The organism is Glaciecola sp. SC05 (assembly GCF_041380235.1).
Taxonomy (GTDB): domain Bacteria; phylum Pseudomonadota; class Gammaproteobacteria; order Enterobacterales; family Alteromonadaceae; genus Glaciecola.
The window spans coordinates 38,831-55,110 of the sequence record NZ_JBGIYY010000023.1; the positions used below are offsets into that span (position 1 = coordinate 38,831).

14 protein-coding genes are annotated in these 16,280 nt (G+C 45.1%); 9 read left to right on the forward strand and 5 right to left on the reverse strand.

The features are described from left to right. Positions 1-116: 116 nt before the first annotated feature. Complete coding sequence (locus tag AB9H30_RS17420; RefSeq protein WP_371196007.1) at positions 117-860, forward strand: peptidase; 744 nt, start codon at positions 117-119, stop codon at positions 858-860. A gap of 18 nt (positions 861-878) precedes the next feature. Here AB9H30_RS17420 and AB9H30_RS17425 read toward each other — a convergent pair whose 3' ends face one another. The 5 genes from AB9H30_RS17425 to AB9H30_RS17445 form a co-directional block, all read right to left on the reverse strand. Then, a complete protein-coding gene (locus AB9H30_RS17425) occupies positions 879-1,991 on the reverse strand; it encodes a putative zinc-binding metallopeptidase (protein ID WP_371196008.1) in 1,113 nt (370 codons plus the stop codon). An 80-nt stretch (positions 1,992-2,071) separates the two neighbouring features. Beyond that, positions 2,072-2,998 (reverse strand): alpha-E domain-containing protein, encoded by a 927-nt coding sequence (locus AB9H30_RS17430; RefSeq protein ID WP_371196009.1) that lies wholly within the window; start codon positions 2,996-2,998, stop codon positions 2,072-2,074. Beyond that, positions 2,995-4,452, reverse strand: coding sequence for a circularly permuted type 2 ATP-grasp protein (locus tag AB9H30_RS17435; protein ID WP_371196010.1), 1,458 nt, complete (start codon positions 4,450-4,452; stop codon positions 2,995-2,997). The genes AB9H30_RS17430 and AB9H30_RS17435 overlap by 4 nt, the downstream gene beginning before the upstream one ends. A gap of 114 nt (positions 4,453-4,566) precedes the next feature. Further along, positions 4,567-5,463, reverse strand: a complete 897-nt coding sequence (locus AB9H30_RS17440) for a BadF/BadG/BcrA/BcrD ATPase family protein (protein WP_371196011.1) — start codon at positions 5,461-5,463, stop codon at positions 4,567-4,569. 51 nt (positions 5,464-5,514) lie between these two features. Then, a complete protein-coding gene (locus tag AB9H30_RS17445; RefSeq protein ID WP_371196012.1) occupies positions 5,515-7,413 on the reverse strand; it encodes a M1 family metallopeptidase in 1,899 nt (632 codons plus the stop codon). A gap of 161 nt (positions 7,414-7,574) precedes the next feature. On the opposite strand from AB9H30_RS17445, the gene AB9H30_RS17450 reads away from it, so the two are divergent. The 8 genes from AB9H30_RS17450 to AB9H30_RS17485 all read left to right on the forward strand — a co-directional run bounded on the left by AB9H30_RS17450 (position 7,575) and on the right by AB9H30_RS17485 (position 16,277). Beyond that, a complete protein-coding gene (locus AB9H30_RS17450) occupies positions 7,575-8,042 on the forward strand; it encodes a CreA family protein (protein WP_371196013.1) in 468 nt (155 codons plus the stop codon). A 15-nt stretch (positions 8,043-8,057) separates the two neighbouring features. After that, entirely contained in the window at positions 8,058-8,486 is a 429-nt protein-coding gene (locus tag AB9H30_RS17455) for a VOC family protein (protein ID WP_371196014.1), read from the forward strand. A gap of 47 nt (positions 8,487-8,533) precedes the next feature. After that, positions 8,534-9,172, forward strand: coding sequence for a thiopurine S-methyltransferase (gene tmpT / locus AB9H30_RS17460; RefSeq protein WP_371196015.1), 639 nt, complete (start codon positions 8,534-8,536; stop codon positions 9,170-9,172). Between the two features lie 397 nt (positions 9,173-9,569). Further along, positions 9,570-9,704 (forward strand): hypothetical protein, encoded by a 135-nt coding sequence (locus tag AB9H30_RS17465; protein WP_371196016.1) that lies wholly within the window; start codon positions 9,570-9,572, stop codon positions 9,702-9,704. Continuing rightward, the gene (locus AB9H30_RS17470; RefSeq protein WP_371196017.1) at positions 9,685-11,499 is read left to right on the forward strand and encodes a sigma 54-interacting transcriptional regulator; all 1,815 of its coding nucleotides are present in this window, start codon (positions 9,685-9,687) and stop codon (positions 11,497-11,499) included. The genes AB9H30_RS17465 and AB9H30_RS17470 overlap by 20 nt, the downstream gene beginning before the upstream one ends. A 20-nt stretch (positions 11,500-11,519) precedes the next feature. Further along, complete coding sequence (locus tag AB9H30_RS17475; protein WP_371196018.1) at positions 11,520-14,102, forward strand: TonB-dependent receptor; 2,583 nt, start codon at positions 11,520-11,522, stop codon at positions 14,100-14,102. A gap of 70 nt (positions 14,103-14,172) precedes the next feature. Next, the gene (locus AB9H30_RS17480) at positions 14,173-15,372 is read left to right on the forward strand and encodes a CaiB/BaiF CoA transferase family protein (RefSeq protein ID WP_371196019.1); all 1,200 of its coding nucleotides are present in this window, start codon (positions 14,173-14,175) and stop codon (positions 15,370-15,372) included. An 11-nt stretch (positions 15,373-15,383) separates the two neighbouring features. Further along, entirely contained in the window at positions 15,384-16,277 is an 894-nt protein-coding gene (locus AB9H30_RS17485; RefSeq protein ID WP_371196020.1) for a hydroxymethylglutaryl-CoA lyase, read from the forward strand. Positions 16,278-16,280: the final 3 nt, after the last annotated feature.

Here is a 16,280-nt window from a genome sequence, read left to right on the forward strand (position 1 = left end):
AATTCCTGAGTGTTTTAGCGAGCTTGCCGCTGTAAATAAAAAATAAGTATGGCTGAACCTATGAAAATTGCTAAGCCTTGCTACAATTATGTGCTTATCACTCTGAGGAATGTATTTTGACATATTGTTTGGCAGTAAATGTAAACAAGGGCATGGTATTCGCGTCGGATTCCCGCACCAATGCTGGGGTCGATTACGTCGCCTCACACAGTAAAATGCGCACGTTCATCTTTCCAGGTGATCGCAGCATTTACGTTTTAACATCGGGGAGTTTAGCCACTTCTCAGGCGGTATTAAATAGAATCGCTACTGATGTTGAGGATAAAGACGCTAAATTCAGTTTGTTAACTGCCAAGTATTTGCATGAAATTGCCGACTATGTTGGCGAGCTCAGTCAAGCCTATCAGATGAAGCATGAAGCTGCGATGAATAAGAGCCGCATTAGTGCAGAGTCTAGCTTTATTATTGGCGGGCAAATTTCTGGTCAACAGTGCGGCATATTCCATGTTTATCCACAGGGAAACTACATCAAAGCCTCGGCTGAAACTCCTTACATACAGATTGGAGAAAGCAAGTACGGTAAGCCAATCCTAGACCGAATCATTGCGCCAAATACCAGCCTAGAAGACGCTGCGCGCTGCGCCTTGGTCTCCTTAGATTCGACCATACGAAGCAATATCTCAGTAGGCCCGCCTATTGAGCTAGCTATTCATACAAGTAATGACTTCAGCGAGCCCTATCACAATACCTTTACCATCAACTCGCCGATGTACAAGTCGCTGCAAAAGCAATGGAACGAAGGCTTAAAGCGAGCGTTCAAAAGATTACCGCGTTTTGAATGGGAAAAGCAGAGTGACTAAGTCACCCGTATAAAAACCTTAAACGATTAATGCGGATTCTTCGACGACGCGATGCACAAATCGTAATTTGTTGAGCGCAGAAATTGAGATCACAAAAGGATAGGCGTCGTCTAGTCCCATGCTTCGGTTTAGTGCATTAAGTGAAAAAGTCAGAGCACACCAATCATCAAACAATTTTGTAAAGTGCATTTCAGTGGTTAATGCATTGTTGTGAGGATGCGCATCAAGCGGGTTACTAAGTTTGTTGCCCGCAATCGTAAATTCAAACTGATTCGCGGTTTCTAGGGTATCGACCATGTGCATGTAATGAGCCCAAGTTTCGGCCCAATCTTCCCAAGGATGCATGCTTGCGTAGGCGCTTATCCAAACGTTTTGCCAATTTTTACTGGGCCCATTATCGTAGTAGGTCTTCATTGCTTGCTGGTAGCTCATGCGCTCATCGCCAAACAACTCTCTGCATTCGTCAATGTATGGCGTGTCTTCTATCAGGCAGTTCCAGTAGTAATGGCCAGACTCATGGCGAAAATGTCCTAGCAAGGTGCGATATCGCTCGCGCATTTTTTCGCGCATTTCGATGCGCGAAGATGGATCTGCCTCGTTAAGGTTGATAGTGATTAGCCCCGAGCTATGGCCAGTTGTTACGTAGTTTTTGATAAACAGCTCATTGCCATATTCGTCTTCAATTTCATCTTCTGCAAACTTAAATCCAAGACCAGTTTCAGGTTTCTTGTCTTTGCCTACGACTGGCAAATCAAGCTTAAATAAAGTGTACAGCAAGCGCCTTTTTGCAGATTCTAAATGAAACCAAAGCTTGGTGTTTTTTTCGTCGGAAAGATTCGGAATAACTTGGTTTAAGCGGCAAGACCGGCACAGAGTGTCGCTATCGTCGCTATCTTCGGTATCAACCATCCAGTTGCAAACCTGATGCTGGGAATAGTTGTCACACTGATGATATTGACGACTGCTGTTTGGAGATTCATAAACCGCCCTATTCAGCTCATCTACACATACCTGACTTATTGGCGAGACTTGCAAAGTATCGGGCAAAAAACCGAGCATAGATTTACATCTTACGCATTGCGTATTGGGAAAGTGCAGTGTGTTTCCGCACTTGCAGTCAAAGGTTTTCAAGCATCTCTCCTGAATGTGCAGCTAGCACGGATTTTATGACAAAAATAAAGGCGCATTGTGCGCCTTTGTTTGAAAATTACCTAGAAATAACTTTCACTGAGTTTGCTGTCAATCTCAATTAAACCTAGCTGGATATCGTCAATAAACTCGTGCAGTTGTTCTTGCGTTAATTTTGAGGGATTAGCGTTTAATAGATAGCTGCGCAGGTTCCGAGTTCGGTCTTTCGATGCTTTATTGTGCGGTAGCTCGGCAAGTGAATATTCTACTTGTTCTATGCTATGCAAAAGTGAGCGAGGAAAACGACACTCTAGGAGTAAAAATTCTAGTACGTCCTGACGATTAATACGCACTCTTACTTCTCTGCGATACATCTGATAAGCACTCATCGATTTTAACACGCTCATCCATTGAATATTACTAAACGCCTGAGAGTCTTCATCTACATCTGGTAACAATGAGGCAGAGCGCACATCGATGATTCGGGTCGACATGTCGGCGCGCTCCAAATTACGCCCAATGCGCAAAAAGCAGTAGCCATCATCATGGGTCATCGTGCCAGTAAGCAAACCGGTAATGGCTTGATTCGCTTTGATGATGCGCTTTAAAAAGTCATATCGCGTGCGTCTAACAAACGCCTGCGCTTTGTTTTCGGTAACAAACAGGTAAATTTCATTGATCTGCTCCCAAGCTTCTGCAGGCAGTATTTCTTTTACGGTTCTAGCGTTCTCTCTTGCCTCACTCAGGGCGCTTATGATTGAGCCTGGGTTATCCAAGTCGGTTAGCATAAAGCTGATCACGCTGTGTTCGTCGGCATTGTCATACTTTTCGTAAAACTGATCTCGGAAGGATAGAATATCGACAATCGGCTCCCAACCTAGTTTTACCCGCGAAGGTAAATCAAGTAGTAAGTGCGAATTGACATTAATTAAACGCGCTGTGTTTTCAGCTCGCTCTAAGTAACGTGCCATCCAATAAATGTTGTTGGCAACTCTTGAAAGCATGCTCATTGGTCGCCCTCCATATCTACAATCCAAGTATCTTTACTACCGCCGCCTTGCGACGAATTGACCACCATGGAGCCTTTTACTAGCGCTACACGCGTGAGTCCACCCATAGTGACATTTACCTCTTTGCCACTAAGAATAAATGGTCGTAAATCTAGATGTCGAGGTTCAACTTTAGTGCCAACCATGGTTGGCGCCGTCGATAGTGTTAGCATGGGTTGTGCGACATAATTTCGAGGGTCTTGTATGATGAGTTTTCTAAACTTTTCATGCTCACTGGCACTAGCGTGAGGGCCCATTAACATGCCATAGCCGCCCGATTCGTTTGCCGGCTTAACTACCATGTCGGCAATGTTTTCCAATACGTATTCGCGCTCTTCTTTGTTATTGCACTTATAGGTAGGAACGTTGGGTAAAATGGCTTCTTCACCCAGATAGTACTGAATAATTTTGGGTACGTATGCGTATACAACTTTGTCATCGGCAACGCCAGACCCAGGAGCATTCGCTAGCGCAACATTACCGGCTTTCCATGCTCTGATAATGCCCGGTACGCCCAATAATGAGTCTGGTTCAAAAACTTCAGGGTCGATAAACCAATCGTCTACTCGCCGATAAATAACATCGACGCGAGATAGACCGTTGATGGTGCGCATGTATACGCAGTCATCGTCCTCAACCACCAAGTCGCTGCCAATAACCAACTCTGCACCCATTTGCTGTGCCAGATAAGCATGCTCAAAATAGGCGGAGTTATAAATACCAGGCGTGAGCACGACTATTTCCGGTTCTTCTATCTTGCGCGGCGATATTTCTGCCAGCATGTCGTATAGCTGAGAAGGGTAATCATCAACGGGCATGATGCTATATTTTTCAAACATTTCAGGAAATACGCGCTTCATTACGTGACGGTTTTCTAGCATGTATGAGACACCAGAGGGTACTCTTAAATTATCCTCAAGTACGTAAACTTTGCCTTTGTTATCGCGTACTAAATCTGAACCACATATATGCGCCCATACGCCATGGGCAGGGCTAAAGCCGCGGCACTCTTCTAAGAAATTTTTGGATTTTTTCAACATGCTGGCTGGAAATACGCCATCTTTGATGATTTTTTGATCGTTGTATAAATCATCAATAAACATATTTAGCGCTTTGATGCGTTGTTTCAGACCGCGCTCAATTTCTATCCATTCGCTTTTATCAATCAGGCGCGGCACAATGTCGAAAGGCCATGCTCGGTCAATCGAACCTTCTTCTTCGGTATAGACCCGAAAGGTGATCCCCATCACATGGATAGCGGACTCTGCGGCTGCTTTTAGTTCATTAACGTCCTTATCGCTAAGACCTTTTAAATAATCACATAAATCTTGTGCATAGGGTCGTGGCTTGCCCGCTGTTTGAATCAACTCATCGTGCAGACCTTTTACTCGGTAATTGCCCCATCGAATAGCCATAAATTTCCTTGTGCGAATAGTTAAACGTTATTCATACCATACCACTAGCAAATAGATATTGCATATATGCTAAGCGAGCTTATATTTACAATCAGGTAAAAATGTATGGCGTATTCATTGACCTTTGGCTTGTAATTTAGTTCGTTGATAAATTACCGCACCGTGCTCTGGCCCGTGATGCGCTGATGCCGTCGAAGGGTTTAAATTTTCATCTAACCAAGGCAATATGCCTTCAATTACACCGCCGACTAAGGCCAGTTTGTTGCCGCTGTAAATCAGAGCTCTGCTTGCAATATTGCTTAAATAAACAGCACCTTCAACAACAATTGGCAGGGCAATTGGGTCTCGGTCTCTGGCCGCAGCGATGACCAAGGGAGCCAACTCGGCGAAGGCTGAGGGCGGTGCTTGATTATAGACATCTACTATATCGTTCGCAGAGCGTATCGACAGGTGTTGCTGTAGGTCACGGGTAAAATCAGAGGCCAGTATTACGCCGTCTAGTGACTCAAGGGTTTTTGCAAGGGCCGTTTTGCCCAACCATGCGCCACTGCCCTTATCGCCTAAGGCAAAACCATGGCCGCCAAATTGCTTAACAGCATTGCCTTTTAAGCCTGCAGCGCAAGAGCCTGTGCCGGCGATTAATACCGCACCATCATTGCCATTATGTGCGCCCAGCAATGCGGCATGTATGTCGCTTGTAAAATCAAAGCGCGCAAATGGATGTTGCCACTGTTGTAATGCACGAGCTGCAGACGGGACGTTTACGCCGGCTAATCCGGCGCCGACAAACAGACGATGCTGTTCGCTTTCAATCTCTAAATTCAGGCGATGCAATGCTTCACGCACCGCGGCGAGCATCTCATCGTAAGCAAGCTTGCCATATTTTGCGACGTTTGCGGGCCCGGCGACGGCTGTACTCAGTTGATTATATTCCCTATCAAATACTACCGCGCGACACTTAGTGCCGCCGCCATCGATACCGATAAAGATAGGGGCTTCGCTTGTATTCATTAAGCTACATTATTCACAGTCATGATTATTTGTTTATTGCTGCGCAGGCGTTCATTGTACGTAACCTTCGTTTGCTTTGATGGTTAGTGGATGATAGCCGGGTTTAGCTTGCTCAAAGGCGCGTTTTGCAAAGGCCTTGCCTTCAACGGTTTTGGAAAGCTCACGATAAAGCGGCTTTACCAGCTTGTTGCGACCAATTGAAACTAAATACTCATGCAGCCGGCCATACGCGGGCTTATATTCGTTTGCTACCGCAATCATCAGCCAGCTGTGCGCAATCTCATTATTTGGGCTGTTGGTCAAATCAAACGCTGTATCTAATTTTACCAGTTGTTCATCGGTAAGCTGCTCGGGTAAATTGTTTAAGAAATAAAGCCATTCGTGCACGGTCCATGCATCGGTAGCAATATCTTCTGGAGAAAGTACCGCACTTAAAAATCCACTGCGGGCCGTATCAATTTTACTGAACGCGTCAGATCCTGGAACCGGTGCGCCTGCTGGGATACCAGGAGAGAATATCCATTCTTTAATGCGCTCTTTCGAGAGAACATCGGGATAATCACTAAGTAAGGTTTGGTCTAAATAAGCTACAAACTCGTCGGTCGTAATGCTTTTGAAAGCAAAGGCTTCAAAATATGCTAACAAAAAGGCGTCAAAATTATCGCGTCCGACTTTTTGCTCAATTTCACGTAAAAACAGTGCGCCTTTCTCATAGGGAATATTTGAAAATACGTCATCCGGATTGCGTCCGCGCAGGTCGATAGCCATAATTTGATCATCTGCTGGTAACGAGGCAATGTCGGCCAGTAGATCTTGATACCCCAATACCGCTTCCATGTTATAGCGGTCGGTACCATAGATCATTTCCATGATGCGATAGGTTAAATAGGTAGTGAAGCCTTCGTTTAGCCACAGGTCACGCCAAGTTGCGTTAGTTACTGTATTGCCCGACCAGCTATGCGCCAATTCATGGGCAATCAATGATACCAAACTCTTATCACCGGCTATTACCGTTGGCGTAATAAATGAAAGACGCGGATTTTCCATGCCTCCAAATGGGAATGATGGCGGCAAAATGAGCAAGTCATATCGCTCCCAACTGTAAGGGCCGTATTTGTTTTCGGTGGCAATGAGCATACTTTCGGTATCTTCAAATTCTTTTGCTGCCGCTTCTATTAATTCAGGTTCGGCATACACACCTGTGCGTTCACCCATCGGCTTAAAGCTTAAGTCACCGATAGCAAGGGCAATCAAATAAGACGGGATCGGCTGCGGCATATTGAATTCATACACACCATCACGCTCAGTATCCGCTTGGTTTGATGCGCTCATGACGGCGAGTAGCTCTTTAGGCGTGCGAATGGTGGCTTGATAAGTGACTCTCACCTTGGGTGAGTCTTGCAGTGGAATGAAGCTGCGGGCATGCACGGCTTGAGCTTGGGTAAATAGAAATGGGTGACGTTTACCAGCGGTTTGCAGAGGCGTTAACCATTGCACCCCAGAAGCTTCAGGTGAGGTCGTATAGTCAACGGTGATCTGATTCACCTCGCTCGGAAGGCTGATACTGAGCGCTGAGCCTAACTCAGGATCAGCGCTTGCCAAGCTAAAGCTAAGCGCTGTGTCATTTGCGCTAACGCTGTTGATTACCAAGTCTCGCGTGTCTAGTACCAGTGTATCGGCATCAGCAGCAATACGCTTGAGGTCGAGGACAGCGGTCCCGCTTAACTGCTGAGTGTCGAAGTTGGCGGTAATGTCTAAATTAATATGCGTCACAAGCACTTCGTCAACATTCGCAAAGGAGTGGTAGTCGCGTGACACATTCATTGATTGCTCATGGCTGGTAAGCGGTTTTATGGCGGCAGTGTTATCCACTGCTTGTGAATCTTCAGGTGCCTTAGAGCAGCCAGTGGCAAGCAATAACGCTCCAAGCACGATACTAACAAAGCGCATATGATGTCCTATATGAATATTAAAAAGAAGTTAGCGAGTATGCGCCATTATGCTACACGGTGTCAGCACAAACTCAAACTACAAAATATGATGGTGCTATACTTATAAGCGCTATGTATTTCGTTGGCCTAGCATCAAATTCTATATAAAAGGATAAAGAAATGAAAAAATTATGCATGTTGATATGTGTTTCGTTGAGTTTGTTTGGATGTTCTGACAGCGAAGTAGGCGATGTATCGTTGGGCTTGTTCACCACTAAAGATATTAAAATTGACGCCTTGCAAGATCCGGTGATAACCGGCGTAACCTGTCATATATCGAGCATTGAAGCCAATCTTGACTTAGCCGACCCCTCCGACAGCTCTATCGCTTGCCGTCAAACCGGTGCGATTACCTCTGATATGTTTGCTAAAATCGACAAATCGCCCTCTGGCGAAGTCGTATTTAAAAAATCTAAGAGCATATTCTTTAAGAACATGAAGGTGAGACGAATCTACGACGCCAAGTCGCAAACCCTAATGTATGTTTCGTATTCAACTAAAGAAACCTCGGGTAGCTATAAACATAGCTTATCTACCGTGCCGTTGTGGGGAACTGAAGCTTATCAAGCCCCAGTGCTCGTGCAGTAAATCGAGGATATACTGATGACTGTTTCTAAATCGATTCATCATATCAACTACTTAGTAAAAGACTTAACGGAGTCAGTAGCTTATTTTGAGTTGTTATTAGAGCAAAGCGCAGAATACGAACATTTAGCTCAGCGACACGTAAAAACCGCACGTTTTTTATTGGGTAAAACTTATTTAGTGTTAGTGTGTCCTGAAAATGAAGACTCTGATGTCGGTAAGATACTTGCACAGCGCGGAGAAGGTTTGTTTTTATTGTCATTAGCAACTCAAGATTTAAGCAAAGCTAAAGGCGCATTACAGCATAAAGGTATACACTTTACTGAAGGAAGCGAGCGAAATGGATTAGCCGATTGGCGAGTGGCCGACTTAAATGCTCCTGATGCATTTGGTCCGGTATTACAGCTTTGCCAGCAAACAGGCAGAACAGACGATAAACCAATTTAAGACGGGTTTATTTTAAATTTTGGAAAAATAAAGGCAGACATTTTTTTATGCATCATGAGTTTTGGCACAAACGTTGGGCGACAAATGATATTGGCTTTCATGAAGAGAGCGGCAATCATTTGCTTAAAAAGTACTTTAGTGAATTCCCCCTCCCAGACAATGCCTTGGTATTTGTACCTTTGTGTGGAAAAACCAAAGACATATCTTGGCTGCTTAAGAATGGATGCAAAGTCGTTGCCATTGAGTTGAATGAACAGGCTGTGCAGCAGCTATTTGCTGAACTAGGCGCGATGCCACAAATAGAAAAAACTGATGTGTTCACGCGTTATTACATAAGCAATTTAAGCGTATATGTTGGCGATTTTTTTGCGCTTGAGCAAAAACAAATTGGAGTACCCGATTTGGTATTTGACCGAGGGGCATTAGTTGCCCTACCTGATGATTTACGCAATAAATATACCGAGCACTTGCACAAGCTGACGCCAACTACCCCTAAATTTGTGATTTGCTATCAGTATGATCAAAGCCTATTCAAAGGGCCTCCATTTAGTGTAACTGATACCATGGTACGAGAGTTTTATGAGCAGGATTATGCTATTGACAATATATTTACAGGTCATGTTGAGGGCGGGTTCAGAGAGCAGTCGGAGGTATTTGAGGCGGTTTATCGACTAAGTCCGAGATAAGCTCCAGCCAATACCTCGCTTAGGCTACTAATATCAAAAGTAGCCTAAGTTTTTAAATACGCTTATTTGTGATTGACCTTGAACACTGGTATTCCAATCAAAGCATTTCAACCTAGCCACCACGCTACCACAATCTCACGAAATTTTTTAACAAATACGCTACAAAATCATTTCACATTGAAAAAATAAATTTCGTTTTGAAATTAATTGGTATGGTTTGCTGTTGCCTAAATCTATCGATCAATCCGAAATTGCATATAACGTGTTGATTAAAAACAATAATGTTTAATTCTTAAAAATTTGGCACAGCCAGTGCAGTACAACAGCAGCATATTAAAACAGCGCTAAGCTTCTGCTTATTGAAATCTCGACTATATTTACGGTACTTCGAATTTTCATGAGTGAACGTTATGGCGAAAAACCAGCAGGATTGGGTATTGAACACGGCTTACCATCACCATCACAGTTTGGTAAAGATTCTTATCTTCGGACACAAAGAGTTCAGTCAGTTGATGAGCAGCGTTTTGCCTGAGTTTGAGGGGCAAGCCGAGTTTAAGATATTTGACGCTATTGTGGGCAGCATTAACGAAGTGCAAACCCTTATCGACCAATACCAACCCGATGTAATTGTGAGCGCTGGCTCTAACGCGGCATACCTCAAAGCAAGTTTAGATATTCCCGTCCTTAGTTTAAGAACCACCGACACCGATATTATCAATGCGGTTACCCGCGCCTCAAAAATGTCCTCAGACATCAGCTTGATTAATTTTGGAGAGCCATCGGTTGTGGTACCGCTGTTAAAGAGTCACTTGAACATCTCGCTAGAAGAATCGTGTTACAAGACTGCTGAGCAAGCTCGTGAACTTTTCCATATTTTAGCCAATAGTGACGATGCACAAAAAAATAGAGCCTTAGTTGGTGCGAGTCTGATTTGCGGCCTCGCTGCTCAACATGGTTTGCGTTCGATATTAATATACTCGGCTGAGTCGTGTGCGACGACCTTGAAAGAGGCAGTGTTAGTGGGTAATCAGTCGCGCGCTAAAAAGATTGATAAGGCTTTAACGCATTGGTTAATAAACCAATCGAAAACGCCGATTATTTTAACTGACCATGAAGGCGACTCTATCACCTTAAATAAAGCTGCTAAAGAAGATTTAAATCTCAGCCTAGAGTTCGAAATGGACCTGGCTGATATTATTCATCCGCAAGACCCACAGCGCCCTACCGACGGTGAATGCACTATAAACGGCGTAGACTGGTTTTTCCATCAAGATTCAGTCAACCCAGGCAAGCGCCCGATGTTTATGTACCAACTTTATCGGCGTAAACAAGCGGCGGTGAATGATGCGTCATCATCAAATGGTTCAAAAGATGCACACAATGCGAAGCGATTGGTGTTTTCTTCAGAAGCCATTCAGACACTTCTTGATAAAGTAGCTTCATTTTCTAACTCCCCCAGCAATGTGCTGATCTTAGGAGAGTCGGGCACTGGTAAAGAGCTGATTGCTAGAGAGGTGCACCGCAACAGTCAATATTCTCAAGGACGATTTGTAGCGCTCAACTGCAGCGCGATCCCAACAGAGTTGTTTGAAGGCGAGCTTTTTGGTCATCATGACGGCGCTTTTACTGGGTCGCGTCGCGGCGGACGCAAAGGTTTAATTGAAGAAGCGCAAAATGGTGTGTTGTTTCTTGATGAGATTAGCGAATTGGCGCTTGATCAGCAATCCAAGCTATTGCGCTTTTTACAAGAACGTAATTATAGACCTCTTGGCAGCAACAAAGAAAAGCCCGTGGCACTAAAGTTAGTTGCAGCCTCAAATAAATCACTCAAAGAGTTGGTGAGCAGAGGCGAGTTCAGAGAAGACCTGTATTTTCGTTTAAACGTGTTCAATTTGGACATACCACCATTGCGGATGCGTCCAGACGATATCTTAGCGATCTCGGCCGTCAAACTGCAGGATTTTCTTGATAGCTATGTACTGAATATAGACCCTAAAGAGGTCTTGCAGAAAATCAGTACTGAGCTGAGTAACTACAGCTGGCCGGGCAATGTGCGTGAACTTGAAAATATCCTTGAGCGTGTGGTCGCTACTTTGCACATGAAACCTGATCTTAAAAATTTGCCAAACACCCTTCGGCAAATTGCACCCGAACTTTTTACAGAAGCCAATCTCGACCAATCGGTGGGCGTGGTGAAACACAACGAATTGGCCCTAGTGGCCGACGCAGTGAATATGTTTGGCGGTGATAAACAAAAAGCAGCGGAATATTTAGGCATGAGCCAAACAACGCTTTGGCGAAGGCTCAAACGAATAAATCGAAATTAAAAATAATCTTGGGAGAAGTCATGCAACAGTTTAAGCTCAACAACTTAGCAGGAAGCGTCATCATCGCTTTAGGGGCCAGCTCATTGGCATTTAGTGGCGCTGCCGTCGCTCAGCAAACTACTGCGACTAGCGAGGAAGATGTCGAAATCATAAGTATTTCGCGGAAGCGTCCAGAAACCCTGCAAGAAGTACCGATTGCGGTTACTGCGCTCTCTGAAAAAGACATACGCACCGCTGGCATTGAGCGTACAGGCGATTTTATCAGTCTGATCCCTAATGTTAGCATCGTCGACGCAGCTAACGTCGGTGACACACAAGTAACGATCCGCGGCATTGTATCAACCCGTGATGCAGAATCCACCTTTGCATATGTGGTTGATGGCGTATTGATGACCAACCCCAACAGTTTTAATGAAGAACTCCTCGATGTTGCACAAATTGAAGTCCTAAAAGGACCGCAAGGCGCTCTTTATGGCCGTAACGCGGTCGCCGGCGCGATTATTGTGACGACTAAAAAGCCTAGCGACGAGCTCGAAGGATCATTTCGCGCCAGTGTCGGCAATAATGGCTTACGTCGTTTAAACGGCACGGTCAGTGGCGGTCTTTCGGACAATGTGTTTGCTCGCTTAACGGTGGCCGACAGTACATTTGATGGTCATTATGAAAACATTTTCACAGGCCAAGACGATGTAGTTGATTTTCTGGAAGACACTACGATAAAAGGCAGATTGATTTGGGATGCGACCGACTTATTGAGCCTCGACATACGGGCAAGTCGCAGCGAAGTAGCGGGTGGCGCGATTAACTTTAACGCAGTGTTTGCTTTGCCTTCGTTTGTAACTGCATTCAATCAACCAGCCTATAACGCAAATGTGAATGACCATGACTTTACCTTTGCTTTTAATGTACCCGGTGAAAACGAGCAGACGACCACTGAATTCTCAATAAAAGGTGACTTGGACTTAGACGGTGTAGATGTCACGGCAGTGTTTTCGTATAACGATCTTGAAGAGTACCTGCTGTCAGACGGCACGAGCGCTTCATTTTATGGTTATGAAGTCACTCCTCAGTGTCAGACCGACCGCGCAACCTTAAACAACACGCCCGCTGCATTAGGCGGTGCTAACCGAACAGATTTATTCGGTGATTTCTTTGCACCCTTTGGTGTATTCCCTCCCGGTGTAGAGTTTACTGGGGTATATGGTCCTTATACGCCCACTGCATGCGATGGCTATCAGTATCAAGAGCGCAATCAAACTGATTTCAGTGGTGAGCTGCGTTTTACCAGTGACGACACTGATGCCGATTTACGCTGGATTGCCGGCTTGTATTTTGCTGAAATTGAACGTGACGTCGTGGTTGCTTATGGTGCCGATCAGGGCCAAGGATTTTTAAGACAGGCGTATGTTCCGCCAACGGGCCCTAATCCGACTGACCTACTATTTGATGATACTTTCGACACTTCGGTAATGTCTGCCTTTGGTCAAGTAGAATACGATCTTGATCCGCAGTGGGAGCTGGCTTTCGCTTTGCGCTACGATTATGAAGATAGAACGGTATCTAACAATGTGCCTAATGTGAGGGCTTCTGGCCTAAACGTTAATACTATTGTGAATGGTCAAGTTGGTGCCATAAACCCAGCCTTTAACGTCACGCCCGAGGGTATTCCGGACAGAAGCCGCTCGTTTTCTCAGTGGCAGCCAAAAGTCACCGTAGGTTATGAGCAAAGCGATAATATTAATTGGTACGCGAGTTACGGAATAGGTTTTAGAAGCGGTGGTTTTAACTCAATTGGTACGCAGGGTACACTCGACTTCTGGTTTAATGCTACAGGCGCCGGTACCCCAGGTGATGCAGTAAATGCTCAGCTTTTAGTTACCGACGAGTATGACAAAGAGGTCACCACTAACCTAGAGCTTGGTTTCAAATCTAAATTTTTAGACAACAAACTTCGTATCAATGCAGCGGTGTTTGATACCACCGTCGAAGATAACCAGTTTTTCGAGTTTTTTGCCGGCCCATTTGGTTTGCTTAGAGCCGTTACCACAATCGATGAGCTCTCAATCCGTGGTTTAGAGTTTGATTTTCAAGCTCAACTGACTGACGACTTCCAAGTTTATGGGGGGTTAGGCATGATTGATTCTGAAATCAAAGAAAACCGTAATCGCCCACTCTCGGTAGGCAACAAAGCTCCGCAAACACCTGATACGACGATTACACTTGGTGCAATGTATGAATACAACATCACCTCTGAGATCGTAATGACGACTCGTCTTGATTGGCAGTATGTGGGTGAAACCTTCTTTCATACCTTACAAGGTGAGCAAACGCCTACCATTTGGGATTTCTTTGGGACCTTAGGGGGCGGTGTACCGCCAGGTCCGCATTCTCAAGACTTTAACAACGCAAGTCGTGATGCCTATGACACCCTGAACTTGCGCATTGGTTTTGATGCAGAAAACTGGAATCTAGCTTTCTGGGGACGCAACATTACTGATGAACAATATTTGCAAGAAGTTATTCCTGCGCCTGAGTTTGGTGGCTCGTTCATTCATCCATCAGCACTCGTGTCTTACGGTGTAGATTTTACTTACCGTTTCTAAGCACAGGTTTAAATCAATCAGGGGGCTTGGCTCCCTGAGATTTTGCATTTTATAAATTGGAGTATGTAATATGAACAAGCCGCTTGCAGGCTTACGCATCATTGACCTTACGCATATGCTTTCAGGTCCATATTGCAGCATGATTTTAGCCGACCTCGGTGCTGATACTATAAAAGTTGAGCCACTGCAGGGAGAGGGTACGCGCAAATTACTTGCAACCGATCCTGAAAATTCATTAAACGGCATGGGTGCTTATTTTATTACCCTAAATCGCAACAAGCGCAGCGTTTGCATGGATTTGAAAACAGAAGACGGTTTAGCCCTGTTTTACGATTTAGTGAAAGAGTCTGACGTGGTGATCAATAATTTTGGCGCGGGTGTGCCCACTCGCTTAAAAATTGATTATGAGCATTTGAGTAAAGTGAATCCTAAAATCATTACCTGTTCAATAACGGGCTTTGGCAGCAATGGACCCAATTTCAAACGCCCAGCGTTTGATCAAGTGGCGCAAGCCACAGGCGGTGGAATGTCGATTACCGGCACTGGCCCTGAGGCCCAGGTCCGCGGTGGTATTCCAATTGGCGATTTAGGCGGCGGCATGTTTGCAGTAATGGGCATTCAGGCGGCTGTTATCGAGCGTGCGACCAGTGGCAAAGGTCAAGACGTTGATATCTCGATGCTCGATTGTCAAATATCCCTGCTAAATTACATGGCTACGATGTACTTTTTATCGGGTAAAGACCCTTATCCCATTGGTAATTCGCATTTTGTACATGTGCCTTATGATACCTTTCAAACCAATAATGGATATATCGTGATTGCCGTGATCACCGACAACTTTTGGCAGAACTTGAAAGGTGTAGTGAATGTGCCTGATTTTGACGACGCTGAGTTAGACACGCAACCTGGCCGCTGGGCAAAAAAGCAGATGATCAATCAAAAGCTAAATGAAGTCCTCAGTGCCAATTCGTCAGAGTATTGGATTGAGCAACTCGAGAAGGCACGTATACCTTGTGCACCCGTGAATAAATTTTCACAGGCTTTATCAGACGAACAGGTGCTGCACCGCAAAATGGTGGTCGACCTCACTCATCCTGATGGTAGCACCACCAAGGGCCCGGGTAATCCGATTAAGTTATCTCGTAGCAATGAAGAGAGTTATTCGGCTAGCCCTAGTATTGGGCAAGACACCGATGACATTCTAAAGGGATTGTTAAATAAAGATCCCGAGACCATCGCTTTGTTACGTGAAAAGGGCGTGATCAAGTAATGGACGGCGCTATGAATAAGCATGTAATTATAAATGATGTGGGGCCACGCGATGGTCTGCAAAATCAGCCTCGCGTGCTGGAAATACATCAGCGAGTTGAATTAATAAACGCCTTGGTCGCAGCCGGTGTGCCTGAAATTGAAGTCGGCGCGTTTGTATCACCTAAAGCGGTTCCAGCAATGGCCGGCACTGACAAAGTCTTTGCCCAGCTAAAAGGTGATACCGTATTTTCAGCACTAATTCCAAATATGCGCGGATATCAGAGTGCAAAAGAAGCTGGCGTGCCCTTATCGTCTTTAGTGGTAGCCGTTTCTAACACCATGAATGAGAAAAATATTGGGATGAATACCGACACCGCGCTTGTAGCCTGTCAAGGCGTATTTGCGCAAGCGCAACAAGACAACTCAGAGGTTCAGGCCTATGTAGCGACTGCGTGGGAGTGTCCATTTGAAGGTGAGGTTTCGCAAGCTGATGTAATTGACGTCAGCGCAAGATTACTTGCGATAGGAGCCAAGCGCATAGTGGTTGCCGATACTATTGGCGCAGCCAATCCTGCTAACGTGACAAGCTTAATGAATGCGCTGGTCGAGAAGTTTGGCGCAGAGCGCTTTGCCTGCCATTTTCACGACACCCGCGCCATGGGGCTTGCCAATGTATATGCAGCATTGACCGCAGGCGTGCGCCGTTTTGATGCCTCCATTGCCGGGCTAGGCGGATGTCCGTTTGCACCAGGTGCCAGCGGTAACGTGGCCACCGAAGATGTTGTAATGATGGTTGAGCAAATGGGTTTTGTTACCGGCATTGATATGAAGAAATTACTAACAGCGTCAGATTTAGCCATACAGCTTACCGGCACCGCTAAAGGCGGAAAAGCTAAGCTGTGGATAGAAAAATACTTAAGTTAAACC